Source organism: Sphingomonas brevis (genome assembly GCF_023516505.1).
GTDB lineage: Bacteria > Pseudomonadota > Alphaproteobacteria > Sphingomonadales > Sphingomonadaceae > Sphingomicrobium > Sphingomicrobium breve.
The window spans coordinates 1,324,280-1,350,005 of the sequence record NZ_JAMGBB010000001.1; the positions used below are offsets into that span (position 1 = coordinate 1,324,280).

Here is a 25,726-nt window from a genome sequence, read left to right on the forward strand (position 1 = left end):
CTCACGACGCGCGCGCTAGGCGTGCGCGCGCGAGTCATGCCAGCGCCTCCTCGATCGCCGCTTCGATCTCGGCGATGGTGAAGGGCTGTCCCGACACTTTGTTTACCGGCCGAGCGTCGACCAGAAACTGGTCGCGCAGCACGGTCTTCAACTGGCCGCTGTTCATTTCGGGCACGATAATGCGCTCAAATCCCTTGAGTAGGACAGCGAGATTTTTCGGGAAGGGCGCGATGTAGCGGATGTGGATGTGCGCGACGTCCGCCCCGCGCGCCCGCGCCCGGCGAACCGCCTGGTGGATCGGGCCGAAGGTCGAGCCCCAGCCGACCACCGCCAGCTTGCCGCCTTCGTTGCCGAGGCAGATGTCCTGGTCCGGAATCGAGTTGGCCACCCCCGCGACCTTGGCCGCGCGCAGCCGGGTCATCTCGGCATGGGCCTCCGGCGAATAGTCGATATTGCCGCTGCCGGGGTTCTTCTCAATCCCGCCGATGCGATGCTCAAGGCCGGGCGTGCCGGGCTTGATCCACGGCCGCGCCAGGTCATCGTTCCGCTCATAGGGCAGGACCTGGTCGTTGTCCGCGGCGGGAGCGGCGGCATATTTGACCGGGAACGGCGTATAGCCGCTCATGTCCGGCACCTTCCACGGCTCGGCCGCATTGGCGATATAGCCGTCGGTCAGCAGCATCACCGGCGTCATGTAGCGGGTGGCGATCCGAACGGCTTCGATCGCGCAATCGAACGCATCGGCCGGCGAACGGGCGGCGATCACGGGCATCGGCGCGTCGCCGTTGCGACCATAGACCGCCTGGTAAAGGTCGCTCTGTTCGGTCTTGGTCGGAAGGCCGGTCGACGGCCCCCCGCGCTGCGAATTGACGATCACCAGCGGCAGCTCGGTCATCACCGCCAGCCCCATCGCTTCGCCCTTCAAGGCAATGCCCGGCCCGGACGACGACGTGACGCCCAACTGCCCGGCGTAGCTGGCGCCGATCGTCGCGCAGATCGCGGCAATCTCATCCTCCGCCTGGAAGGTGGTGATGCCATATTCCTTGAGCCGCGACAGATGATGCAGGATCGCCGAGGCCGGCGTGATCGGATAGCCGCCGAAGAACATTTTGAGTCCGGCGAGCTGCGCGCCCGCAATCAGGCCCAGCGACAGCGATTCCGCGCCGGTTACCGTGCGATAAAGGCCCGGTTCCGCCGGTGCCGGATCGACGTGCCGCTGGCGAACCTGGCCGCCAATCTCGGCGGTTTCTCCATAGGCATGGCCGGCATTGAGCGCCGCGATATTGGCTTCGGCCAGTTCGGGGCTCTTCGCGAACTTCGAGATGAGCCAGTCGACGATCGGCTGGCGGTCGCGGTCGAACATCCACAGCGCCAGGCCAAGCGTCCACATATTCTTGCAGCGCAGCGCCTCCTTGTTGCCAAGGCCGAACGGTTTCACCGCATCGAGGGTCAGCTGTGAGATATTGAAATGGACCAGCTGCCATTTGGCGAGGCTGCCGTCCTCGAGCGGATTTTGCTCATAGCCCGCCTTGGTCAGGTTGCGGGGCGTGAACTCGCCTTCATCGGCGATGATCAACCCGCCCTCACGCAGCGCGTTGGCATTCATCTTGAGCGCGGCCGGGTTCATCGCGATCAGGACGTCGGGCGCATCGCCTGCCGTATCGATCGCCGACGAGCCAAAATTGATCTGGAAGGCGGAAACGCCGAAAGTCGTGCCCTGCGGCGCTCGGATTTCCGCCGGGAAGTCGGGGAAGGTCGCGAGGTCGTTGCCGGCAAGTGCGGTCGAGAGCGTGAACTGACCACCGGTTAGCTGCATTCCGTCGCCGGAATCCCCGGCAAAGCGGACAACGACCGCTTCCTGTGGCGGATGGGATCGTGCTTCTTCGTCGGTAACGTTGTGGGTGGCCGTGGCCATGCTAGTCCTTCAGATGTCTGGCTTTGTTTCCACAATAGGACTGCGCGGGTGATTCCGCCACCTTCTTGTGAGAGAGAATCAGGCTTGTGAGATAGAATCAGGCTACCGCCAGCCGGGCCTTCCAGTCGATCCGGCTCAACATCATAACCGAAATCGCATAAGCCAGCGCAATCCCTGCCGCGACCGCGCCCATGCGGTTCGAGGGGACCAGATGCCAGGCGGCGATCACGAACATGATCCGCATGGCGAGGTGGATGTATCCGACGGGGTGGTTGAGGGTCCAGGAGAAGATCACCCAGTGCAGCGCGAAGCAGATCCCGATCGTGACCGGGAAGAGCTCTGGCGCGTAGATCCACACCATGATGTGCACCGACCAGGTTGCCAGTGCCATCCAACGCCCTTTGGCCGCCAGGCCGAACAGCGGGTTGGCAACCGGATCGCCCAATTCCTCGCCGCGCAGCTTCATCATCAGCGCACCGATCGGCATGATCGACCAAAAGCACAGAGTCAGGACCAGATTGTGCCAACGCGGATCGACTAGCAGGCTCAGCAGCGCTGCCGCCGAGTAAGCAATGATGCCGGTGATCGGCAGCGCCAGCGAGCCATTGCGGCGGGTGATGAAGTCGAGGCGCATTTCTTCAAAGGTCATCCTATCCCTCCCGATCCGCTAATTTATCGTCCGCCCCGTACGCCGCCGCCATGCTTCCCTCCAGCGGGTGAATGGAGTTAAATCAATATTTCCGGGTGGGGCGAAGGCAATGATCTTCAAACGCGCCGTCGCGAAGCTTCGCGCGCAAGACTGGGTGGCAATCGCAATCGAACTTGCGATCGTCATCATCGGCGTGTTCGTCGGCATTCAAGCCGCCAACTGGAATCAGTCCCGAGCAGAAAAGCGCGAGGCCGAGCGCCTGCTGGGCGAATTAAAGCCTGCTCTCCACAATTTCGTGAACTATTTCGATACAGCCAAACCCTATTATGAGACCACGCGCCGCTATGCAGACGTCGCTTTCGGCGGATGGCGCCGTGATCCCAGCGTCAGCGACAAGCAGTTCGTCATCGCCGCCTATCAGGCCAGCCAAATCTATGTTCTGGGACTCAATGGCAGCAGCTGGACGGCCATTTTCGGTAGTGAACGACTTCCCAACATTGACGATGGCGAGGTGCGCGACGAGCTCGCCTCGCTGATGACGCTCAATTACCAGTCGATCGAAGCGGAGCTTTCGACGGTCTATCGCGAACATGTGCGGCAGGTCATCCCGGAGGACATCCAGGACGCGATCCGGTCGCATTGCGGCGACAGGCCAATCCCGAACCAGCCGCTAAACGTCCAGTTGCCGGCGAGTTGCGACCTCGACCTGCAACCCGCGCGCTTTGCCGCAGCAGCGGCTGAGCTCCGAACCCGCCCCGAACTGGCCGGGGACCTCCGCTGGCATCAATCCAGCGTCGCGGGGTTCCTCGCCGACATGGGCGCTGTTGAGGCGCTGACCCGGGACTTGCTGTACCGGATCGAACATAAGTCCGCTTGACCGGTGGCCGTAGCTTGGCTCCTTCGCTAAGCAATCCGGATGACCGACGACCATCTCTATCGCCGCGGGGTCGGCGTAATGCTGCTGAATGCCGACAACCTCGTGTTCGTCGGACGGCGGATCGATAATCGCGACGAGGCATGGCAGATGCCGCAGGGCGGGATCGACAAGGGCGAGAAGCCTTGGCCGGCCGCGCTACGCGAGCTGCAAGAAGAGACCGGCATCAGGCCCAGGCTGGTCGAGAAAATCGCCAGCCATCCCCAGCCGTTGCGCTACGAAATTCCCGACGCGATCGCCTTGCGTCTGTGGGACGGCAAGTGGATAGGACAGCTCCAGGACTGGTACCTTGCCCGCTTCCTCGGCACCGACGACGACATCGACATCGCCACCAAGCATCCCGAGTTCAGCCACTGGAAATGGGCCGAGCCTCATTTGCTCCCGGAGTTGATCGTGCCGTTCAAGCGCGACCTTTACCGCGAGCTATTGCGCGGCTTCGCCGAATATCTTTGAGCTAGGCTCGCTTCTGATCGGCGGTGAAGTAACCGATTCCGCCACCGACGATGGCGCCCAGGATCGGGCCGATAAAGGGCAGCGGAATGGCGACCACCGCGCCGATCGCTGCGGCGATGGCTGTGCGTTTGGCCAATGGATTCTCCAACATCGTCGAGCCTCCTATTTCTGTATTATATATATAATACACAGACCCCCTCCTGCAAGACCGTTGCCCGTCATGCCAGCGAAGGCTGGCATCCATGTGGAAGCAGCAATACCTGTTGAACGCCGAGTCCGACATGGGCCCCAGCCGGCGCTGGGGCGACGGGTGGTAAAGCGCATTTTGCCACGCTAGAGCGCAGCCCATGGGGGCGCTGACAAGCCAGGAACGCGATTGCGTCGACGCGGCATCTGCCGCGGACATGCTCGCGCAGGTCGAGAATTGGGCCAACGTCAATTCGGGCTCGCGCAATATCGAGGGTCTCGGGACGATCGGCGCGCGCCTCGCCGGCGCCTTTGCCGATCTGCCGGGCGAAATCGCCATGCGCGATCCGGCACAGGTCGAGGCGATCGATGCGTCGGGCAAGGCCTATGACGTTCCCCACGGCAAGAACCTCCACCTAAAGGTCCGCCCGGACGCGCCGGTCCAGCTGCTTTTCACCGGCCACATGGACACGGTGTTCGCCATCGATCACCCGTTCCAATCGCTGCGCTGGCTGGAGCCGGGCAAGGTGCTGGGCGGCCCCGGCGTGGCCGACATGAAGGGCGGAATCGCAGTCATGCTAGCGGCGCTGAAGGCGATCGAGGCAAGCCCGGCAGCAAGCGTGCTCGGCTATGAAGTGGTGATCAATTCGGACGAGGAGGTCGGCTCGCTGGGCTCCGCCGCCCTCATCGCCGAGTCCGCTCGCGGAAAGCGCGCGGCACTGACCTATGAACCTTCCGCCCTGCCGGATGGCACATTGGCCGGCGCGCGTCCGGGCAGCGGCAATTTCTCGTTCACGGTGCACGGCAAGTCGGCCCATGCCGGCCGCAATCCCGAAGATGGCCGCAACGCGCTGATCGCCGCGGCGGACCTCGCCATGCGCTTGAAGGCGGCGGTCGGTCCGGGCCTCAACGTCAACCCGGCCAGGATCGACGGCGGGTCGCCCAACAATGTGGTCCCGGACCTCGCCATCTTGCGCGTCAATGTTCGACCCGAAACGCTCGATGACCAGGCCCGGGCGCAGCAGCTGATTGATGCTGCCGTTGCCGCCATTGCGAAGGAGCATGATCTCACCATCAGTTCCCACGGCCATTTCGCCCGGCCGCCCAAGCCGATGACCCCCGAGATGGAGTCTTTGTTCGGCCTGGTGAAGCAGGCCGGCGCCGACCTCGGTCAATCGATAGGGTGGAAGTCGACCGGCGGGGTATGCGATGGCAATAATATCGCCGCCTGCGGCGTGCCCGTGATCGACACCATGGGCGTGCGCGGTGGAAGCATTCATTCGATGGAGGAATATCTGATCGTCGACAGCCTTGCCGAGCGCGCAGCCCTGTCGGCGCTTACGATCCTGCGATTGGCGGAGGGCGCATGAGCTATCGCATCCGCGCCGCCGGGCCCGACGATTTTCGCGCCTTCTACGACCTCGCCAAGCTGACCGGCGGCGGGTTCACCAACCTGCCCGCCGAAAAGGCGACACTCGAGGCCAAGCTGGAGCGGTCCGAAGCCGGTTTCAGCCGCGTCGGCGAAAATCCGTCGGACGATCTCTATGTCTTCATGCTCGAGGATTTCCGCACCGGTGCGATCCGCGGCACGTGCCAGATTTTCGGTGCGGTCGGCACTGACCGGCCATTCTACAGCTATTTGATTTCGACCCTCACACAAAAGAGCGAAGAGCTGGGGCGGATCTTTCGCAACCAGACGCTCAACCTTACCACCGACCTTGAAGGGTTCAGCGAAGTCGGCGGGCTGTTCCTTCATCCGCAGGAACGTGCCGGCGGCCTCGGCATGCTGCTCGCCCGGTCGCGTTACCTGTTCATCAAGCAGCACCGTCCGCGGTTCGGCGACTCCGTATTGGCGGAGTTGCGCGGAGTGATGGACCAGGCCGGCCATTCGCCCTTCTGGGATGCGCTCGGCGGGCGCTTTTTCGGCATGACCTTTCCCGAGGCTGACGAATTCAACGCGGTACACGGGACCCAATTCATCGCTGACCTTTTCCCGAAGTCGCCAATCTACGTCTCCATGCTTCCGGAAAGCGCCAAGGCCGTCATCGGCCAGCCGCACCCGACCGGCCGGGCTGCGCTCAAGATGCTGGAGAATGAGAATTTCGACTGGGACGGCTACGTCGACATATTCGACGGCGGGCCGACGGTCACGGCGCGGACCGACAAGATCAAGACGGTTGTCGAAGGCGATTGGCTCTTGGTCGGCGGCACCAACGGCGGCGGCGACAATACAATGATGCTGGCCACCGGCGTGATGCACGATTTCGTCTGTTGCTACAGCCACGCGTCCCAGAACGAAAACGGCGAGCTGATCATCGATGCCGAAGCAATGGAAATGCTCGGCGTCGGGCCAGGCGACCGCGTGCTGGCAGTCAGTCGATGATCCGAGAGATCAACTTCGACGGAATCGTCGGGCCAAGCCACAATTACTCGGGCCTCAGCCTCGGCAATCTCGCCGCGACCCGCAACGCCGGTCATGTGTCGCGGCCCCGCGCCGCCGCGCTGCAGGGCATCGACAAGATGAGGTCGAACCTGGCGTTGGGGCTGGTTCAGGGCCTCTTCGTGCCGCAACCGCGCCCGGCCGGCGAATGGCTATCCGATCTGGGTACGACCATCGAAGGCGCCGATCGGCACATTGCGGCCAATGCGATGAGCGCATCGTCAATGTGGGCGGCCAACGCCGCGACGGTCAGCCCCTCGCCCGATACCGCCGACGGCAAGTGCCACCTGACGGTCGCCAATTTGAAGACCATGCCGCACCGCAGCCACGAATGGCCAGCGACGCTGGCGCAGTTGCGTCTCGCCTTTGCCGGCGATGCGTTCGCGGTCCACGGACCGGTCCCGCCGGCGTTCGGCGATGAAGGCGCGGCCAATCACATGCGGCTAGCGCCGTCGCATGGCGAACCGGGCGTCGAGGTATTCGTTTTTGGCGTATCCGGCGGCCCCTTCCCCGCCCGCCAGCATGTCGAAGCGTCGAAGGCGATCGCTCGCCTCCACCGGCTCGATCCCGGACGGACGATCTTCGCCGCGCAGAGCGAGGAAGCGATCGCGGCCGGTGCCTTCCACAACGACGTCGTCGCAGTCGCCAATGGGCCCGTCCTGTTCGCTCACGAGAAGGCATTTGCGGATCGCGACGAGCTGGTCGCCCAATTGTCAGCCAGCCTGCCTCATTTCGAGCTGGTCGAAGTGCCCGATGCGGAAGTGCCGCTGGCCGACGCGGTCAAAAGCTATTTGTTCAACGCCCAGCTGGTCACCCCGCCTGATGGAGCCATGACGCTGGTCGCGCCGACCGAATGCCGCGATACGCCATCGGTGGCGTCCTGGATCGAGCGGCACCTCGCCTCCAATGGCGCCATCCGCCAGGTCAATTTCGTCGATGTCCGCCAGTCGATGGCCAATGGCGGCGGGCCGGCATGCCTTCGCCTTCGGGTCCAGTGCGACCCGGCCGATGTCGACCCTCGCTTCCTGGTCGACGATGCCAAGCTGGATCGCCTCGCCAAGGTAATCGGCGACCGTTGGCCGAATGAAATCGCGTCAGACGAGATCCAGTCTCAATCGCTCGTCGGTGCGGTTGTCCAGGCGCGTGCGGCGCTGCTGGATGCGCTGGAGCTATCGGAACTCGGCTAGTCCGTTTTGGGACAGCCGTGACAAGGCCATTCGACCCGACTCATTTTCTCGGTTAGCAATGCAGAGTTAAAGGACAGGTAACCATTGTCCTTAATCGGGAAAGGGCGGAACGGCGCCATTCCAGTGGCGTTGGGTTAATCATGATGAAGATTCGCAAGATCGGCCGACTGTTTGTCATCAAGACGCGCCTTGAGGCCTATCTTGTCACCTACGCGATCGCCGTCGGCTCGGTCGAGCGCGGCGTCCACTATCTTCAGCAATATCCCGGCAACGGCGGCTGGCTGCTTGCCGCCGCCTGCCTGGGTGTGCCTTTTGTCGCCGGAGCAAAGCTGCTCGACAGCGTCCGCCCGATCACGGCCGGCTCGGTAGCTGAATTGAAATTAGCGCCGCGTCATTCGACACGCGGGATCAATCGTAATCGACCCAGACATCCCCGCTCGGTCCACGGTTCAGCGTTACCGTCGTCACATCACACAGATTGACTCCGGTGAAGGTTGCCGACTGGCCGTCCGCCAGATTGGCCTTGATATCAAATGCGCAGTCGGGGTTGGCGAAGGCTACGGCGACCCGCGACCCGCTGGCAGGGTTTCCACCTAGGGATTGCCACGCGCTCGTTCCGACCCGCCTGATCTGGAGCGACGCGATGGCCGCACCCGTGCGATTTACCAGGGTGAAATTGCCTGCCGCCGCCGCAGCGGGGACCGGTGCGGCGAAAATCGCCGCGGCAAGCAACGGGGCGATGATGCTCTTCATATGCGCAATATAATCGGGATGCTCTCGCTATTCAAACGGTTGGCGCGCGCCCTCCCCGCTCGTCGGGCGCGCGCCAGAGCCTCGCAGCTAGGCCGCGAAGGCCGAAGGGCTGTGCGGCCGCGACCGGCTGATGAACACCGCGGCCGCCGGCTGCCGGAAACTCTCGTTGAGCGGCAAGGCTGTTGAGCAAAAGCCGCATTCGGCAAGGGTCCGGCCAACATACCAGTGGGTCCGGCCGCAACCTGGACAATGATTGACCTCATTGTCGCGGTACACGGCGTGGTACCCGCGCCGGGCCGGATTAAACTCCGTTACCTTGGAACTCAGCATGATCACTCTCCAATAACCGGCATGAACGTGCGACGAGTCGTTAGGTTTCAACGATAAGTCGATTCGCCTTGGGTGTCACCACAGGGCAAACCTGATGTCCCACCGGGGGACGGGCAGCTCCCTGTGGATATTAACCATCGCTTTACTTTTTGCGCGCAGTGTAGCTGCCGCCGAAGTGATGGTCGGGGGAGTGCGACGGATGGTGTCCAACCAGCGTTTCTATCTGCGCCGTGCAGCAGAAGAACGGACGGCTGCCCAGCGCGCAATTACGCCGCAGGCCCGGGAATGGCACAGCAAGCTAGCCCAGGACTTCGCCCAACGCGCCATTGAATGCGGTGCCAACAGCGGAGCGGTCGCGCTCAACGCCTGACCGCCGAATTTCGCCAAATTATCCATCGCGATGGCCGGGCCGATTTGTCCCGGAAATTTGACATTTTTGGGTCATTAAAAGTCCCTATAGCGGTCCTAGTTTAACTCTGTTAAATAAACGGGGTTCGTCACGAAGAACGGGGGTTACCATGCTACGTCGAACTTGTGCCGCTGCATTGCTGGCATCCGCGATGATCGCCTCTCCGGCGGTCGCTCGCGACAAGACACTCTATTTGGGAATTGAAGCAGGCCCGATGTGGGCCAAGGACATGGATGTCGACCTGGCCGGGGAAGATAGCGAAGGGTCATTCGACGTCGATTTTATGGATGTCGACCATAATATGGGATACGATGTCGGAGTGATCTTCGGCTATGATGCGGGCATCGTCCGTGCCGAGCTGGATCTGTCCTACAAGCGGGCTTCGCACGACGAATATACGTTCGAATGCGAAGGCGGGCCTTGCGCTGATCCTGACGAAGGCGGTGGCCATACCCGTTATATCGCGATCATGACGAACCTGTTGCTCGATCTCGGCAATGAAGATGGTTTCAGCTTCTATGCAGGCCCTGGCGCCGGCTTCGCCTGGGGCAAGTATAATTTCGAGTGCTGCAACAGTGAGTTCGACGAATCCTTCACCCAGGGCGGGTTCGCCTGGCAGCTGGTTGCCGGCGTTCGCTATGCCCTCAACCCGAATGTCGATCTCGGCCTGAAGTATCGCTACTTCCATCCGCATAAGATCAAGCAGGAAGTGTTCGGCACCGACGACGAATTCTTCGAAAGCCGGTTCCACTCGCACTCGCTGTTGGCGACGCTGACGTACAACTTCTACACGCCGCCGCCGCCTCCGCCTCCGCCACCACCGCCGCCGCCGCCGCCGCCTCCACCGGCGACGCAGACGTGCCCGGATGGTTCGGTGATCCTGGCGACGGACGCCTGTCCGCCACCGCCACCGCCGCCACCTCCGCCGCCGCCTCCGCCGGAGCCGGAACGGGGTTAAGTAACCAACTGCAAAGAGCGGCGGCCAGCCAGCTTCGCCGCTCTGGGGGCAGGAACGGCCCGGGAAGAAATTCCCGGGCCGTTTTGCGTGGGCAGCGGGGGCCGCTCCGCGCCAATATCATCGGCTAGCCTAGTCCGTGGTGCCCCAGACGAAGAGGATGGTCAGCGCCGATGTGGTCGCGAAGGAAAAGGCCTTCGCCAGCGCGATCGTGCCGCTGTCGGTCCCCCATTGGAAAAGACCGGCGCCAACGAAAAGCGACATGGCGAACCATAAAAGCAGCGACAATGCTCCGGCCCAGACCGCGGGCGTCTTCGCTTGCCTGAATTCCTCGGCCGAGCCTTTCCGGGCCGCGAACAGGTCCCACGCGCCTTTCCCGGCGGCTGCCACAATCGCAAGCTGGCAAAGGACGATCAGCGCGAAACCGGTCCATGCCAGGGCGGGTGAATTAGGGGGCGGCCGCAACACCTCCATCTGCCCGCGCATTTCGCCGACGTTAGACAGATTCTGAAGTGCGTACATCAGAGCGGTTAGGCCGATCAGTAGTACGAGCAGGCTCTTGAAGGTCCGCATGTCGGGTCCTGTCCGCAGTTGCGCCCGGCAAACTAGCGCCGGAAGGCGCGGCTCTTCAAGTGAAGCCAGACAAGACGGGAAATGGCGCGCCCGGTGCCAGATTATCGGCAGTAATCCGCCACAAAACAAGCCAAAACGCGGGGGTGACAGCTGGCACCCCTGTTGGCGATGTCGTTGGCACACTTTGTCACCCTTTTAGGCACACATCGAGGCCTAAAGCTTGGCACCCCTCCCGCGAAAAGAGGGTGGTGTGCCGGCGCTACTAGTCTCGATCATCCATTCGCCGCCTGTGAAATTCAATTTCCCTTGCTTCCGCTCGATCAGCCCGCTGGTCAGCGCGCCATTTCAGCCGGAAGTCTAAAGCGAAATAGAGCACTCCCAGAAAGATAGGCAGCCAGACCCTCAGGTATCCTTCCGCGGAGCCCGTAGATGCGTAATTCCAGCCGAAGAATTGTTGATAGAGGCCGACAAGAATAAATGCGGCTGCGATAATGCGGAGCGCCCAGCGTATCATCTCGATGTTCTAGCACTGCTCTTAATGTCCGCAATGGATGGAAAGCGGTCGTTATGGAACGACGTCGAGAATTGCTTGCTCGTCGGCGCTCTCAAGATGTTTCACGAGCATCGTCAGGCAATGTTGGTCCGGCGGACCACTGTGGAGGAACAGCTGGCTGCGGTCGTTGACAACGGACAGCCGATCCCCGGCTTGGTCGTAGGTTATCCAGAAATTTCCAAAGTGCTCGTTGTCGTAAAAGCTATCGACAATCCGCTTCTCTGGGTCGGCTGCTATCTTATTCTCGATAGCCTCGAACGCTTGTCTTGAGTTCATGCCATATGTTTGCCGACCATGCTCAATGTCCGCAATGGGTGGAAAGCGGACGCTACCAGTCAGGCTCTGTCGGCCGGGTATATCCTCGTAACTGCTTGATAGATTCCGATTAGCGGCAAAGAAAATAGTGCCAACATCGAAGGTGCAGTCCCCATTCCAGCGAATAGAAAAACGGCGAGAGCGCCCAGCGAGAGGAAGAACACTAGCGGGTGAATCCCACGAAAGGATGCCGCGTAGGCAACGGCGTCCCTTAATCGTTCAAAGCCGAGGCTTTCCGCACTCCGTCTTCCCCGGCTCGTGGCTAGAAAAAGTACGGCTACCACAATGGTCACCAGACCTGCGAAACCCATTAGGAGAAAGACCGGACCATCGGGCCAATGGAAAGTCGCGGCCGCGACTGCGATGGACAGGATGCCGACAACAACGACTGGTAACCAGCATTTCAGCCTGCGCGTCGTGTCATTGTCCAGCATAAAGCCTTTTTGGGCCTTGGTTCTAATGACCGCAATGGGTCGGAAGCTGCCATTGGGGTCAAATGGCACTTCACCCGCCAATTCGAAGCGATTGGCTCGGAACTTGTGCGTTCGCTAAGTCATTGAAATCATTGATGGCACACTTTCTTGTCACCCCCGACAAAAAGCGCCCTGATTCGTGGCAGAAATCTGCGAAAAGAATGGCGCGCCCGGAACGATTCGAACGTCCGACCCTCAGATTCGTAGTCTGATGCTCTATCCAGCTGAGCTACGGGCGCGTGCCGGGGCGTCCCTTAGGGGCCGGGGCGGCGGCACGCAACCCCCTTGCCGACAATTGCGCCGGGCGCGCCGGCCCCCTAGACGGAAAGCCATGCGGATCGTTGCTCCCCTTGTCGCCGCCTCCCTCGCCACGGCTTGTTCGACCCCAAACGCAGGGACGGAGCCGAGCTTGGCGCCCCGATCGGCGGAGGCAATCGATCCCCGCGTTCCAATACCGAGCGATGCGCCGCCGGGCGCGGTCGATGCGGCGCTCGTCGCGCAGCTGGCCGAACTGGTCAGGCAGGCCCAGGCCGGTACGTCCCAGTTCAATGCGAGGCAGGCTGAAGCCGATCGGCTTGCCGCCGCTGCCGGCCCAATGGCCAGTGAAAGCTGGATCGCGGCGCAGCAGGCGCTGTCGCGACTGATCGAGCAATATGGAGTGACGACGCAGGTCGCCGCCAACATCGATGCAATTAGTGCCGGCCAGCTTGAACGCCAGCACTGGATCGGTCCGGCGGACCAGCAAGCGATCGCCAGCGCCGCCGGCGAAGTGGCGGCGATCAGTGATGAACAATCCGGGGCGATCGATCGCCTTAAAGCCCAGCTCGAACGCTAGCTGAGCGCGGCGGCGCGCGCGGCCGGCCATTCCGCCGCATCGATGCGATAGACGATCGACGGGTTCATTTCCGGGCCGAAGCGCGTGTCGATGAAATCGAGATCCTCGCGGCGAGTCATGCCAAGCCGTTTCATCAGCCCCTGGCTTTCGACATTGGCGCTGATGGTAAGGGCCACCACATGCGGCGCCCCCAAACGATCGAAGGCCAGGTCCAGCGACGCTATCGCCGCCTCCTTGGCATAGCCCTGCCCCCAGGCGCTCTCGCGCAATCTCCAGCCGACCTCGAACTGGCCGCTCAGCCCTTCTCCGCCGGGCGAATTGACCCGTTTCAGGCCGCAGAAGCCGAGCAGCTCATCGTCCGACCGGCGCTCGACCAGCCAGAATGTGTGGCCGAAGTCACGCTGATACCCAGTCAGCCGATCGACCGCAGCGTCCCAGCTTGCCCGGTCCTGAAGCCCACCGAGGTGCCGCATGACTGCCGGCTTGTTCATGATCGCATAAAAGCGCTCACCGTCACCCGGACCCCATTCGCGCAGCCGCAGACGGGCCGTTTCGGCAACTACCAGGGTCATTGTGCCGATCTCCGGCCCTTTCCGGCGATCAGGTAGAGCAGGGCGCCAATCGCCAGGAACGCCCCAAACGCCTGCCATTCGGCCAGGTTGGAATGGGATGACGCCCACAGGATCAGCGCGCCGGCAACCAGCGGCAAGATAATGCCTCGGCCCCATCGCATCTTACCCTCAAGATAATCCAGCCGCGGGATCGCGGCAATCGAGGCGAAGTAGGCAAACAGCCGGGAAACGGTGCTGATGACCGCCAGCGAGATGAACGAACCGGACAATGCCAGCGCCAGCCCGATGCCGCCGACGGCAAGGATCGAGTTCACCGGAGTTGCGAAGCGCGGCGAGATCTTGCCGAACCATCGCGGAAGCAGGCTTTGATCGGCAAAGCTCGATGTAATGCGCGAAATCGAGGTGACCGCGCTCAACTGATTGGCCAGGACCGACGCGATCGCCGCGAAACCGAGGATGACCGCCCCGACGGGTCCGATCGACCTTGCCGCAAGCGCCGCGAGCGGCGCATCATTTTCGCCCAGCCCAGACGCCGAATAGGCCATCTGGACAGCCACGTAGAGCAGCGTGACGCCGGCAACGGTGAGCAGTAGCGCACGCGGGATATTGCGCTCCGGATCGCGCGTCTCGCCGGCCGGTATGGTCGCCGCCTCGAACCCCACGAAGGCATAGAGCGCGGCCAGGGCCACCCCTTCGACGGCCGAGAATTGCGGCAATGCCGGTGCCGGTATCGGCGTCAGCAGCAGCCCAAGCGCGCCGATCACGATCAGCGGCGCAAGCTTGATCATGGTCATGGCGCCGAGCGTGTCGACGGCACGGCGGATACCGATCACGTTCACCAGCGTAATGCCGCTGATCGTGACGATGATCGTCAGCGGCGCGTTGAGCCCCGGCCAAAGGGCGCCGGCATAGGCAGCGAGCACATGGGCGTTGGCGGCCAGTGACGCCGCCCGGGCGGCGTAGAGCATCCACCCCGCCTCGAAACCGACGAACCGCCCGAAGGCCTTGCCGGCATAGAGTTGCGGGCCTCCCGATTCACGGAAGCGGCCGGCGAGGTCGGCGTAGCAGACCACGACGGGCATGATGCCGATTCCGGCCAGCAGCAGCAGCCAGGGCGCGAAACTGCCCACCGCGGCATCGAGCTTGCCCGGCAATCCGAAAATCGCCGCGCCGATCATGCCATTGAGCGCGAGCAGCGCCGCGCCCCAAACTCCAACGTCCCGGCGCGTCGCGACGACCGGTTGAGCGTCCTCAGCCATGGAGCGCCTTAACCCCGCGCTGGAGCGCCTCGATCAGCTCGTCGACATGCTCGACATGGGTACGGAACGACAGGATCGCGCAACGAATATAATATCGGCCATCGATCCGCGTTCCACTCAACATCACTCGACCTTCTTGCTGCAAATGCTGAAGCAATCGTTCACTTGGCGCGTCGGCATCGCCATTTTCGGGCTGATAGCGAAAGGCGACCACTGAAAGATCGGGCGGCGGACCGGCGTCGAACCCGGCAAGTTCCGAAAGGCGTGCGTGGAAGTATCGGGCGAGTCCCAGCTTTTCCTGCTGCGCAGCGCGAAACGCCGCGATACCGCCCATTTGCAGCGGCAGCCACAGCCGCATGCCGCGGAAATGACGCGTCAATTCAGGCGACAGATCGGCAGGCGACGGACCCACCTCGCTCTCGCCGAGCGGCGTGATGTATTCGGCGCTTGCGGTGAAGGCATGGAGCAGCTGGTTGCCGTCGCGGACGAGCGCCGCACCGGTGCCATAAGGCAGGAACAGGGTCTTGTGCGGATCGAGCGCGACGCTGTCGGCGCGATCGATGCCGCTGAGCTTGGCCCGCCCCTCGTCGCACAGCGCGAACAGGCCGCCATAAGCCCCATCGACATGAAACCAGATGCCATGTTTGGCGCAGACATCGGCAATATCGTCGATCGGATCGACCGATCCGGTGTCGATCGTCCCGGCCGACGCGATCACCAGCCATGGCCGAACGCCGTTCGCCACATCCCGCTCGATTGCCGTCACCAACGCAGCCACATCCATCCGGCAACGATCATCGGTGTCGATCAAGCGCCGCGGCGCTCTCCCACGCCCGGCGATATGCAGCGCCTTGTCGACGCAATGATGGACGAAGCGGGTCATGTAGACCGCTCCGCCGCCATCCGGATCGCGCGCCTCGCGCGCTGCGACGACCGCGGTCAGGTTGGCCATGCTGCCGCCCGACGTCAGCGTTCCAGCGCTGGTCTCGGGATAGCCGATGACTTTCGCCATCCAGGCGCAGCAGGCGTTCTCGATCCGCACGGCACCTGGGCTGGCTGAGGCAAATCCCGAATATTTGTTCGATACTGCGGCAAGGAAATCGCCAAGCGCCGAATAGAATAGTCCGCCACCGGGGATATAGGCCATGAACCGAGGCGACGTAGTCGTGAATCCGGGCCGGTTCACGCATTGGCCGAAATAGGACAGCAGCTCCGCCGACCCGCGCCCGCCTTCGGTGAACTCCGGGTCAAGCTTCTGGGCGAACACTTCGTCCCAGCTGTTGTTCGACGGTAGCTCCGGCAGCGCCTCGAGATAGTCCAGCGCATGGTCGAGCACTTCGCCGCCGAGACGGCGCCGGTCATCCGTGTCGGGCTCCAGCGGCTGCATCGCCGCCTTCAGCGCCTCCAACTCCCCCCGGGTAATGGTCATCCGGCCATCAGACGCGCGGCCAGCGGCGCATGATAGGTCAAAACGCCGGTTGCTCCGGCCCGCTTGAACGCCAGCAGCGTCTCCAGCACCAGGGCTTCGCGTTCGCCAGCACCGGCCGCGGCGGCGGCCTCGATCATCGCATATTCGCCTGACACTTGATAAGCGAAGGTGGGCACGCCGAATGCGTCCTTCACCCGCGCCAGCACATCCAGGTAAGGCAGGCCCGGCTTGACCATCACCATGTCCGCGCCCTCGGCCAGGTCCAATGCCACTTCGCGCAGCGCTTCGGCGCCATTGGCCGGATCCATCTGATAGCCGCGCTTGTCGCCTTTCAGCAGCCCGCGCGAGCCAACCGCGTCGCGGAACGGACCGTAGAAGGCGGAGGCATATTTGGCGGCATAGGCCATGATCGCCACATCGATCAGCCCGGCCTTCTCCAGCCCGGCGCGGATCGCCCCGACGCGGCCGTCCATCATGTCAGACGGCGCGACGATGTCCGCCCCAGCCAGTGCCTGCACCAGTGACTGCTGGACCAGGATCGCGCTGGTTTCGTCGTTGAGTACCCGGCCCCTGTCGTCGACCACGCCGTCGTGGCCGTGGGCAGTGTAGGGATCGAGCGCCACGTCGGTCAGCACGCCGACCTCTGGCACCGCATCCTTGATCGCCTTGATCGCCCGGCAGATCAAATTGTCGGGGTTGAGTGCCTCGCGCGCATCGTCGGTCCTGAGTGCCGGCGGCGTATTGGGAAAAAGCGCGATGCAGGGAATGCCAAGGTCGCGGGCTTCCCGCGCCTTCTCCGCCAGCCGGTCGACCGACCAGCGGCTTACCCCGGGTAACGTCGAGATCGGCTCCTCCTGCCCTTCGCCCTCGCAAATAAACAAGGGCCAGATGAGGTCGCTGGGGTGGAGCCGATGCTCGGCCAGCATGTCGCGGATCCATGGCGAAGAGCGGCCACGGCGCATCCGCATTGATGGAAATGAGGGCGTTACCATGGGCCGCGCTCTAGCCGAGTTGGCAGCGGGAATGGAAGGGAGTTAGCCAGCCGGGTTGATGCGCCCGCCCGGCTCTGTCAGCCCTTCGGCCTCCTCGATCGCCTCATCGACACCGGGAGGCGGCATCATTCGCGCCTTGCGCCAGCCGCCGTAGCGATAAAAACCGATCGCCATCGCCATATTGGCGAGGCTGCTGACCGGGAAGCTGAGCCACAGCGCGTCGGCACCGAGCCATGGATAGGCGCCGAGGGCAAATCCGAACCTGACCGGATAAAGGCCGACCGCCAGGATAACCAAAGGCCCGACCACGGCTCCATTGGCGCGAACCGTCCCGAACAGGATCATCGTCACGCCGAACAGGAGGAAGCTCCACGTCGCCAGTATCTGGATATGCTCGGCAATCGGCAGGGCCGGGCTTTTGCTGCCCAGGAACAGGGCCAGCGCTGGCCGGTCCGATACCGCCAATACCAACACCAAAATGCCGGTGATGGCGAAGGTGTAGAGAATGCCGGACCGGGTGATCCGGCCGACGCGGTCCCACTGCCCCGCGCCGATATTCTGCGCCGCCATGGCGCTAACAGCCGCGCCAAGCGCCATCGCCGGCATCTGGAGGTAGGTCCAGAGCTGCATGGCGACGCCGAATGCCGCTGTAGTGTCGACGCCCTCGCGATTGACCAGCCCGACCGTTGCTACCGCTGAAGATGAAACGACGATCATCTGCAACCCCATCGGCAGGCCCTTGCGGACGATCGCGCCGATGAGCTTCGGATCGGGCTTCAGGTATCGCAGTTCCTTCCCCTTCAGCCGAAGCGGAAGGTCCTTGGCATAAATATAGATCACCAATGCGCCGAGGCTGACATAGTTGGCGATGACGGTTGCCAGCGCGCTTCCGGAAATGCCCAGCTCCGGGGCCGGCCCGAGGCCAAGGATGAACACCGGATTGAGGCCCGCATCGAGGACCACCGCCAGGATCATGAACCACATCGGCGTCAGCGCATCGCCGCTCCCGCGCAGCGCCATCATCATCAGTACCAGCAAGAGTATCGCCGGCATCGCGGTGAAGATTACCCGCAAGTAGGAAAGCGCCAGCGGCATGGCGTCCGGCGGCATGGCGAGCAACCGCAGCAGGGCGGGCGAGGCGATCCATCCGATGACGGCGATCGCCAGCGCCACCGGCAGAAATCCGCCCACCGCCGAGCCCATGACCCGCCGGGCGCCGTCGACGTCCTTACGACCCCATGCCTGCCCGATCAGCACGGTGGCAGCCATGCCGAAGCCGAACACGAAGGCCATCAGCAGGAACATGACCATGTTGGCGTTGAAGGTGGAAGCGAGCGCCCTCTCGCCCAGAAAACGCCCGATCCAGATCGAGTTGATCGAACCGTTGAGCGATTGAAGGATCGATGAGGCAAGCGTCGGCAGTGCGAAAGCGAGCAAGGTCTTGCCGATCGGGCCCTGCGTCAGGTCGCCGCGGGGTCCTCGTTTCGCAGCTGCATCTGCCATATGCTCTCCCGTCACCCCGGCGGAGGCTGGGGCCCATGTTTCTCGAACCCATTTTCCTCGACATGGATGCCAGCCTTCGCTGGCATGACGAGTGTGGGTTTACCCGAGCCTCTCCAACGCGGCGCGGAGACGTTCGGCCTCAGCGGATTTGTCGGCATGGTCGGCGCGGGCTTTTTCAACCGCTTCCGGCTTGGCCCGTTCGGCGAAGGCCGGATTGGCGAGGCGAGCGGCGAGACCGTCGCGTTCTTTCTCGACCGCCGCGACAGACTTGGAGAGGCGACCCTTTTCGGCGTCGAGGTCAATCGCCCCTTCCAACGGGAATGCGATGGTCACGCCGCCGACGACAATCTGCGCGGATCCTGGCGGCACGCTATCGGCCAAAGCCGTCGAGCCGAGCTTGGCCATGCGCGACAGCGTCGCGGCATATTTGGTCAACCGATCGACCATTGCGGGATCGCCGCCAATGACGTGAGGAGCCAAGGTGGCGCTCCACGGAATATTGAGCTCGGCGCGCATTGCCCGGACCTGGTCGATTACCTCGACCAGCCCGCCGATCTCGCGCGCGGCATTTGGATCGCGCTGGGCCTCCGGCGCCGGCCATTTGGCGACAATCAGGTCGTAGGGCCGCTCGCCCATGCTGTGCCAAAGTTCTTCGGTCACGAACGGCATGAACGGGTGGAGCATGACCAAAATCTGGTCGAAAGCCCAGGCGGCGACGGCGCGCGTTTCGTCGTCGAATGCGCCCTTCACCAGCTCGACATACCAGTCGCAAAAAGTGCCCCAGGTGAAGTGGTAGATGGCATCTGCCATGTCGTCGAAGCGCAGCTCGGCGAAGGCCTTGTCGAGCTTGCCCAGCGTCTCGACCACCTCGCCGATGATCCAGCGGTTGACCGGCAGGCTAGCTTGCGGAGCGGCGATACTCTGCGAGGCGCCGATGCCATTGCCCTGCAGGAAGCGCGCCGCGTTCCACAGCTTGGTCGCGAAGTTGCGGTATCCCTCGACGCGCTTCTCATCGAGCTTGATGTCGCGGCCCTGGCTTTCCATCGCTGCCAGCGTGAAGCGCAGCGCGTCCGCACCATATTTGTCGATGAAGATAAGCGGATCGGTGACGTTGCCCTTGGCCTTCGACATTTTTGCGCCGTGTGAGTCGCGGACCAGCCCATGAAGGTAGAGCGTCTTCCACGGTCGCTCCTTCATGAACTCGAAGCCCTGCATCGCCATCCGGGCATCCCAGAAAAAGATGATGTCGAAACCCGAAATCAGCACATCATTAGGATAGTGCCGCTTGAGGTCGCGGGTCTCATCCGGCCAGCCGAGCGTCGCGAACGGCCACAGCGCGGATGAGAACCAGGTATCGAGCACATCCTCGTCCTGCTTCAGGGCAACGCCTTCGCCGGCCTGCCGTTGCGCCTCTTCAAAAGTTTCGGCGACAAAAATATTGCTGTCGCTATCAAACCAGGCCGGGATGCGGTGGCCCCACCACAGCTGGCGCGACACGCACCAGGGCTGGATATTTTCGAGCCAGTTGAACCAGGTCTTCTTCCACGTTTCCGGCACCACAGCGATCTCGCCGGACCGCACTGCCTCGATCGCCGGCTTGGCCAGCGTTTCCGCGTCGACATACCATTGGTCCGTCAGCATCGGCTCGATGACCAGCCCCGAACGATCGCCAAACGGCTGCATGATCAGCTTTTCCTCGGCCTGGATCATCAGGCCTTCGGCGTCGATGTCGGCGACCACCGCCTTGCGCGCGTCGTAGCGGTCGAGGCCGCGATACGCTTCGGGGACCAGGTTGAGCGCGTCGATTTCCTCCTCGCTCGCTTTTTCGCCTCGGGCGATCGCCAGTGCCCGCGCCGCGGCGACAGCATAGGGCTCACCATCGCTGCGCATATGCGCGGTCCCGTCCATCAGCCGGTATTTCGGAATTCCGTTGCGCTGCGCCACGCCATAGTCGTTGAGGTCGTGCGCGCCCGTGATCTTTACCGCGCCCGATCCGAAATGCGGGTCGGGATAGGTGTCGGTGATGATCGGGATCAGGCGCCGATGCTCCTTCGGCCCGACCGGAATCTCGCATAGCTTGCCGACGATTGGCCGGTAACGCTCATCGTCCGGATGCACTGCGACCGCACCGTCGCCGAGCATCGTCTCGGGCCGGGTCGTGGCGATCGAGATATAATTCCGTGTCTCCTGGAAGGTGACGTTCCCGTCCTCGTCCTTCTCGACGTAGGTGTAGGTCTCCCCGCCCGCGAGCGGATATTTGAAGTGCCACATATGGCCCTGGACTTCGCGGTTCTCGACCTCGAGGTCGCTGATTGCGGTCTGGAACTTGGGGTCCCAGTTGACCAGCCGCTTGGCGCGATAGAGCAGCTTCCTTCGATACAGCTCGACGAACACTTTGATCACGGCCTTCGAAAAGCCCTCGTCCATGGTGAAGCGCTCATTGGCCCAGTCGCAGCTGGCACCGAGCCGGCGGAGCTGGCGGGTGATCTGTCCGCCCGACTGCGCCTTCCATTCCCACACATGGTCGATGAAGGCTTCGCGGCCCATGTCGGCGCGCTTCAGGCCCTGGCTGTCGAGGTTGCGCTCGACCACCATCTGGGTGGCGATCCCGGCATGGTCCATTCCGACCACCCACAGGCTGTCCTTGCCCTGCATCCGGGCATGGCGGACCAGCACGTCCTGCAGCGTATTGTCGAGCGCGTGGCCGATATGCAGAGAGCCGGTAACATTGGGCGGCGGCATGACGATGGTGAAAGGGTCGGCATCCGGCCGTTCCGGACGGAACAGCCCCTGCCCCTCCCAATGGGCATACCAGCGGGCCTCGATTGGGCCCGGTTCGAACGTCTTGGAAAGCTCGGTCATATCGGCGGCGGTTAGCGTTGCATTGCAACACACACAACCGTCATGCCAGCGAAGGCTGGCATCCATGTCAAGTTGAACCTGGGCCCCAGCCTGCGCCGGGGTGACCACCTATACTATTTTGCCAGATACTTGCCCATCCAGTCGAACACTTCGCTGTACCAGCGGATCGAGTTGTTGGGCTTCAGCACCCAATGGTTCTCGTCCGGCCACACGATCAGCTTCGAGGGAATGTCGCGGCGCTGGAGCGCGGTGAAAGCGGCGATGCCCTGGGTGTAGGGGATGCGGAAGTCCTTCTCGCCGGTAATCACCAGCATCGGCGTCTTCCACTTGGCGACATGGTTGACCGGGTTCCAGCGCTCGAACGCGGCCGGGTCTTCAAAATAGGCCTTTTTGCCATGCTCCCATTCGTCGAACCATAGCTCCTCGGTCTCATAGGCCATGGCGCGGGCGTCGAACACGCCGTCATGCTGGACCAGGCACTTGAACCCGTCGGGCCATTGCCCGGCGATCCAGTTCATCATGTAGCCGCCATAGCTGGCCCCAAGCGCGCAGGCATTGTCGGCGTCGAGCTGCGCATCCTGCGACGCGGCAAATGCCAGGCCCTTCTGCAGGTCCTCCAGCGGCCAGCCGCCCCAATTGTTGGTGATCGCGTCGGTGAAGGCCTGACCGTAACCGGTCGAGCCATGGAAATCGACGCTGACCACGCCATAACCCGGGCCGGAAAAGACCCGCGGGTTCCAGCGATACGACCAGCTGTTGCTGAAGCTGCCCTGCGGCCCGCCATGGACGACGAAGGCGATCGGCAGCTTGGCCGCGGCATATTGCGGACCGGCCGGCTTCAAGGTGAAGCCCCACACCGTGTCATTGTTGGCGCCCTTGAAGCTGAACTTCTTGAAGCTGACCGGATCGAGATCGGCCAGCAACGCGCGATTGACGTCGGTGAGCTGCGTCACCTTGCCCTTGGCATCGACCCGGAACAGGTCGTCCGGCGCCATCACGCTGTTCGAAGTATAGACTGCCCCGCCGCCTGCCAGGGGAGCGACGTTTCCGGCGTGGCCCCCGGCAGTCAGCCTGGTCACCTTGCCGGTCGCCGCATCGACCCGCCATACCGGCTGCTCGAGCGTGTCCTCGGCGGTGATCAGGATCGATTTGCCGTCCTTCGCCCAGGCGATCGACCCGACCGAGCGATCCCAATTCTGGGTCAGTGCCTGGACCTGGCCGGTGGCGAGATTACGCACCTTCAGCACCTGGCGGTCGGCCTCATAGCCGGGGCGGGCCATGGAGAAATATGCCAGCCTTGTGCCGTCCGGCGATAGCGTTGGCAGGTTGTCGGTACCGTCATTGTCGGCGGTGAGGTTGGTCGGCTGGGCCGATCCGTCCGCGGGGCCTGAGAAAATGTCGAGATTGGTCGAATTCGCCTCGATCCGTCCGGCCTCGCGAAGGGCGAAATAGACGGTCTTGCCGTCGGGCGAGATATCGACTTCCTCGCCGCCGCCGAACGGCTTGGACGGGCTGTCGCCGACCAGCGCGCCGGTCACCGGCACGCCGGCCCCGCTTATCCGGCCGCCCTCGATCGGGAAGCTGAAAATGCGGCTCCGCACGCCGGGCTCGGCCCAGGTGTCCCAGTGGCGGATGAAAAGCTGGTCATATTCGCGGGCCGAGCCGCCCTGCTCAACCTTCTTGACGTCCTCACAGGCGAAATCGGAGCATTTAAGGTCGCGGTCGGCCCAGACGATCAGCCGGCTGCCATTGGCGCTGACCTTGAAACCGCTGATGTCGCCCTTGAGGTTGGAAAGTTGAGTGGACTGACCGCCCACGACCATGCGGAACAGCTGGTCCTGGCCGCCGACCGGTGCGAGGTACCAGATCGCGCCGTCGGCGCCGAACACGGCGTCATGCGCGCCCTGCGCTGCACCCGCGAGCGGCTGCGGAGCCGCGCCCTTGGCCTTTAAATCGAGGATGTGGACGACATTGTTGCGCTTGTTGGCCGCAAGGTCGGTCGTCGACAGCGCGAAAATCGCGTAGCGACCGTCGGGCGAGACGCTCGGCGAGGTCAATCGCCGCATCGACTGCATGTCGGTGGCGGTCATCGGCCGGGCGATTGCGGGAGTTGCGGAAATGGCGGCGGCCGCGACGCTGGCGGCGAGCAGGATGCGCTTGATCATGGCGCGCTTCGTAGCAGAGGCACGGTCGCGTGCAACAAGCGCGTCATTGCGAGCGAAGCGAAGCAATCCAGTCTAGATTGCCGCGTCGCTACGCTCCTCGCAATGACGTTAGACCGGCCGCCCCGTGATGCGGTGGATCTCGCGCTTCACATGCTCGTCGACAATCGCCGGCAAATGCTCGTCGAGCCACTGCTTGAGGATCGGGCGAAGCATGTCGCGGATCATCTCCTCAAGCGGGTTATATTGCGGCGGCGGCGGAGCGGCGGCAGCCACGTTCGCCAGCGTTTCAAGCCTTTGTCGGCTTTCGTCGGCGGCCTCCGTTTCCATCAGCGGCGGGCCGAGATCGATCGCGGCGACGGGAGCCTCCATGCTGGGATCGAGCTCCAGAACGTCCTCATCCTCGCGCTCCTCGTCGGCAAGGGACCCGACCGTCACCCCGCGAATCTCCTTCTCTTCGGCGATCACACGTTTGATCGACGCGAGTATATCTTCCATCGAGGGCTCACGAGCACCAGCCATGGCGCTCCTATTACCTATTGGGCAGCGGGAGTCACGCCCTGAGGCTGCTCCTGCGGCGTGACGGTGCTTGTCGCGACCGTATTGTGCCGTGGATCGTTCGACCAGTCGTTCCAGTCACCGGCAACACGGCGATAGTTGCCAAGCGGGTCGTAAAGCGGGCCGCCATCAAGGCCGAGGTCGTCGGCTTCGGCCTGTCCCATCGCGTTGAGCAGTTGGAAGCCAGCGACATAGGCGTCGCGGCGGGCCGTAACCAGCACTACCTGGCTATTGAGCAATTCCTGCTCGGCATCGAGCACGTCCAGGATCGTCCGCGTGCCGACGCTATTTTCGGCGCGCACGCCTTCAAGCGCCAACTCGTTTGCCTTGACCGCGACTTCGCTCGATTTGATCCCGTCGACCGCCGCCTGGTAGTCGGCATATGCCGAACGGGTGTTGGCGACGACCTGCCGCTCGGAGGCAATGCGGAACTCCAGCGCCTGGCCTTCCCGCGCCTGGGCCTGGCGAATACGCGCTCCGGGCAATCCGCCCTGGTAGAGGGGAATCCGGCCCTGGACACCGATGCTGGTGGCCGTTCCCGACCGGTCGATGCCGGCGGTGTCGCCGTCGGTGGTGCTGGCAAAGTCGCCCGAAGCGATCGCCGAAACGGTCGGCAGCCTGGTGCCGCGGATCGACTTCACATCATAGCCCGAAGCATCCACTTGATGATTTGAAGCGAGCAAGTCGGGGTTGTTGACCAGCGCGATTCGCACTGCCTCGTCCGGCGATCGGGGCAGCGGCGGAAGCGGCGGCGGCGGCTGCAACTGGCCGGGGGCCTTGCCGATCACGCGCCGATAATTTTCCTCGGCCGTTACCTGGTTGCCCTGGGTCAGGACCAGGCGCGTCCGGGCCAGTGACAGGCGCGCTTCGGACTGGGCAACGTCGGTGCGAGTAACGTCACCGATCTCGAACCGGTCCTGCGTTGCCTGGAGGTTAGTTTCCAGCACTTTGACGTTGTTGACGTTGAGCTCGGTCGTCGCGCGGGTGCGGATCACCTCCATGTAGGCCGATACGGCCTCGGTGAAGATGTCGCCCTCGACAGCCCTCAACGTGGCGCGGCCGGCCTCGACGCGGCTCTTGGCGGCCTTGATGTCATTCTTGACGGTTCCGCCCTGGTACAGCGGCATGTTGACGTCGACGCCGGCAACGACGAACGGGCCCTTGCTAAGGCCGGTGTCGAACCGTCCGCTGCGGGTCAGGTCGCGCGTTACGCCGACGGTGCCGGTAACATTTGGCCTGCCGGCCGACCGGGCGATCGCCACACCGGCATCGGTCGCCTTCAGCGCCTCCCGCTGCCCGGTGAGCGTCGGGTTGGCCTGATAGGTCGACACCAGCGCTTCGCGCAGTGTGTCGGCCGACGCGGCGGTCGCGGCGAAGGCGACAAGTAGCGATGCAATGGCGAGATGACGGGTCACTAGGCTCTCCGATT

Annotated in this window: 25 protein-coding genes and 1 tRNA gene; 9 read left to right on the forward strand and 17 right to left on the reverse strand. The window is 63.3% G+C overall.

Features of this window, described 5'->3' with window-relative positions; all coding sequences use genetic code 11:
- Positions 1–34: 34 nt before the first annotated feature.
- Both LZ518_RS06810 and LZ518_RS06815 read right to left on the reverse strand, forming a co-directional pair.
- Positions 35–1,915, reverse strand: a complete 1,881-nt coding sequence (locus LZ518_RS06810; protein ID WP_249915252.1) for a 2-oxoacid:acceptor oxidoreductase subunit alpha — start codon at positions 1,913–1,915, stop codon at positions 35–37.
- Positions 1,916–2,012: 97 nt separating this feature from the next.
- Positions 2,013–2,564, reverse strand: coding sequence for a DUF7010 family protein (locus tag LZ518_RS06815; RefSeq protein ID WP_249915253.1), 552 nt, complete (start codon positions 2,562–2,564; stop codon positions 2,013–2,015).
- Positions 2,565–2,673: 109 nt separating this feature from the next.
- On the opposite strand from LZ518_RS06815, the gene LZ518_RS06820 reads away from it, so the two are divergent.
- Complete coding sequence (locus LZ518_RS06820) at positions 2,674–3,441, forward strand: hypothetical protein (RefSeq protein ID WP_249915254.1); 768 nt, start codon at positions 2,674–2,676, stop codon at positions 3,439–3,441.
- A gap of 39 nt (positions 3,442–3,480) precedes the next feature.
- Positions 3,481–3,951, forward strand: a complete 471-nt coding sequence (locus LZ518_RS06825) for an RNA pyrophosphohydrolase (protein WP_249915255.1) — start codon at positions 3,481–3,483, stop codon at positions 3,949–3,951.
- 1 nt (position 3,952) lies between these two features.
- Here LZ518_RS06825 and LZ518_RS06830 read toward each other — a convergent pair whose 3' ends face one another.
- Entirely contained in the window at positions 3,953–4,102 is a 150-nt protein-coding gene (locus tag LZ518_RS06830; RefSeq protein WP_249915256.1) for a hypothetical protein, read from the reverse strand.
- A gap of 196 nt (positions 4,103–4,298) precedes the next feature.
- Here LZ518_RS06830 and LZ518_RS06835 point away from each other — a divergent pair, with 196 nt between their 5' ends.
- From LZ518_RS06835 to LZ518_RS13545, 4 genes are all read left to right on the forward strand, one after another.
- Positions 4,299–5,507, forward strand: a complete 1,209-nt coding sequence (locus LZ518_RS06835) for a hydrolase (RefSeq protein ID WP_249915257.1) — start codon at positions 4,299–4,301, stop codon at positions 5,505–5,507.
- Positions 5,504–6,520 (forward strand): arginine N-succinyltransferase, encoded by a 1,017-nt coding sequence (locus tag LZ518_RS06840; RefSeq protein WP_249915258.1) that lies wholly within the window; start codon positions 5,504–5,506, stop codon positions 6,518–6,520. Before LZ518_RS06835 ends, LZ518_RS06840 begins: the two co-directional genes overlap by 4 nt.
- On the forward strand, positions 6,517–7,764 hold the full coding sequence (locus LZ518_RS06845; RefSeq protein ID WP_249915259.1) for an N-succinylarginine dihydrolase: 1,248 nt from the start codon (positions 6,517–6,519) through the stop codon (positions 7,762–7,764). Before LZ518_RS06840 ends, LZ518_RS06845 begins: the two co-directional genes overlap by 4 nt.
- 140 nt (positions 7,765–7,904) lie before the next feature.
- Complete coding sequence (locus LZ518_RS13545; RefSeq protein WP_348538672.1) at positions 7,905–8,246, forward strand: hypothetical protein; 342 nt, start codon at positions 7,905–7,907, stop codon at positions 8,244–8,246.
- Here the strand turns inward: LZ518_RS13545 and LZ518_RS06855 are convergent.
- Positions 8,173–8,517 (reverse strand): hypothetical protein, encoded by a 345-nt coding sequence (locus LZ518_RS06855; protein WP_249915260.1) that lies wholly within the window; start codon positions 8,515–8,517, stop codon positions 8,173–8,175. The two genes, LZ518_RS13545 and LZ518_RS06855, sit on opposite strands and share 74 nt — an antisense overlap.
- A gap of 87 nt (positions 8,518–8,604) precedes the next feature.
- Entirely contained in the window at positions 8,605–8,847 is a 243-nt protein-coding gene (locus LZ518_RS06860; RefSeq protein ID WP_249915261.1) for a hypothetical protein, read from the reverse strand.
- 178 nt (positions 8,848–9,025) lie between these two features.
- On the opposite strand from LZ518_RS06860, the gene LZ518_RS06865 reads away from it, so the two are divergent.
- Together LZ518_RS06865 and LZ518_RS06870 are read left to right on the forward strand one after the other, a co-directional pair.
- Positions 9,026–9,217 (forward strand): hypothetical protein, encoded by a 192-nt coding sequence (locus LZ518_RS06865; RefSeq protein WP_249915262.1) that lies wholly within the window; start codon positions 9,026–9,028, stop codon positions 9,215–9,217.
- Positions 9,218–9,365: 148 nt separating this feature from the next.
- Positions 9,366–10,214, forward strand: coding sequence for an outer membrane protein (locus tag LZ518_RS06870; RefSeq protein ID WP_283938168.1), 849 nt, complete (start codon positions 9,366–9,368; stop codon positions 10,212–10,214).
- Positions 10,215–10,343: 129 nt separating this feature from the next.
- On the opposite strand, the gene LZ518_RS06880 is transcribed toward LZ518_RS06870, so the two are convergent.
- The 3 genes from LZ518_RS06880 to LZ518_RS06890 form a co-directional block, all read right to left on the reverse strand.
- Complete coding sequence (locus LZ518_RS06880) at positions 10,344–10,784, reverse strand: DUF2165 family protein (RefSeq protein ID WP_249915263.1); 441 nt, start codon at positions 10,782–10,784, stop codon at positions 10,344–10,346.
- Positions 10,785–11,349: 565 nt separating this feature from the next.
- A complete protein-coding gene (locus tag LZ518_RS06885; RefSeq protein WP_249915264.1) occupies positions 11,350–11,613 on the reverse strand; it encodes a hypothetical protein in 264 nt (87 codons plus the stop codon).
- A 674-nt stretch (positions 11,614–12,287) separates the two neighbouring features.
- Positions 12,288–12,364: transfer RNA gene (locus LZ518_RS06890), tRNA-Arg, on the reverse strand.
- Between the two features lie 170 nt (positions 12,365–12,534).
- Here LZ518_RS06890 and LZ518_RS06895 point away from each other — a divergent pair.
- The gene (locus tag LZ518_RS06895; RefSeq protein WP_249915265.1) at positions 12,535–12,960 is read left to right on the forward strand and encodes a hypothetical protein; all 426 of its coding nucleotides are present in this window, start codon (positions 12,535–12,537) and stop codon (positions 12,958–12,960) included.
- Here LZ518_RS06895 and LZ518_RS06900 read toward each other — a convergent pair.
- From LZ518_RS06900 to LZ518_RS06940, 9 genes are all read right to left on the reverse strand, one after another.
- The gene (locus LZ518_RS06900; protein WP_249915266.1) at positions 12,957–13,532 is read right to left on the reverse strand and encodes a GNAT family N-acetyltransferase; all 576 of its coding nucleotides are present in this window, start codon (positions 13,530–13,532) and stop codon (positions 12,957–12,959) included. The genes LZ518_RS06895 and LZ518_RS06900 overlap by 4 nt on opposite strands.
- Positions 13,529–14,791, reverse strand: coding sequence for an APC family permease (locus LZ518_RS06905; RefSeq protein ID WP_249915267.1), 1,263 nt, complete (start codon positions 14,789–14,791; stop codon positions 13,529–13,531). Before LZ518_RS06905 ends, LZ518_RS06900 begins: the two co-directional genes overlap by 4 nt.
- Positions 14,784–16,220: a pyridoxal phosphate-dependent decarboxylase family protein gene (locus LZ518_RS06910; protein ID WP_249915268.1), complete on the reverse strand. Its 1,437-nt coding sequence runs from the start codon at positions 16,218–16,220 to the stop codon at positions 14,784–14,786. Before LZ518_RS06910 ends, LZ518_RS06905 begins: the two co-directional genes overlap by 8 nt.
- Positions 16,217–17,212, reverse strand: coding sequence for a porphobilinogen synthase (gene hemB, locus LZ518_RS06915; protein ID WP_249915269.1), 996 nt, complete (start codon positions 17,210–17,212; stop codon positions 16,217–16,219). The genes LZ518_RS06910 and hemB overlap by 4 nt, the downstream gene beginning before the upstream one ends.
- Positions 17,213–17,254: 42 nt before the next feature.
- The gene (locus tag LZ518_RS06920) at positions 17,255–18,715 is read right to left on the reverse strand and encodes an MATE family efflux transporter (RefSeq protein WP_249915270.1); all 1,461 of its coding nucleotides are present in this window, start codon (positions 18,713–18,715) and stop codon (positions 17,255–17,257) included.
- A gap of 99 nt (positions 18,716–18,814) precedes the next feature.
- Complete coding sequence (locus LZ518_RS06925) at positions 18,815–21,577, reverse strand: valine--tRNA ligase (RefSeq protein ID WP_249915271.1); 2,763 nt, start codon at positions 21,575–21,577, stop codon at positions 18,815–18,817.
- A 113-nt stretch (positions 21,578–21,690) separates the two neighbouring features.
- Positions 21,691–23,742, reverse strand: a complete 2,052-nt coding sequence (locus LZ518_RS06930) for a S9 family peptidase (RefSeq protein ID WP_249915272.1) — start codon at positions 23,740–23,742, stop codon at positions 21,691–21,693.
- Positions 23,743–23,850: 108 nt separating this feature from the next.
- A complete protein-coding gene (locus LZ518_RS06935) occupies positions 23,851–24,261 on the reverse strand; it encodes a PopZ family protein (RefSeq protein ID WP_249915273.1) in 411 nt (136 codons plus the stop codon).
- A gap of 14 nt (positions 24,262–24,275) precedes the next feature.
- Positions 24,276–25,712, reverse strand: a complete 1,437-nt coding sequence (locus tag LZ518_RS06940; RefSeq protein WP_249915274.1) for a TolC family outer membrane protein — start codon at positions 25,710–25,712, stop codon at positions 24,276–24,278.
- Positions 25,713–25,726 lie beyond the last annotated feature (14 nt).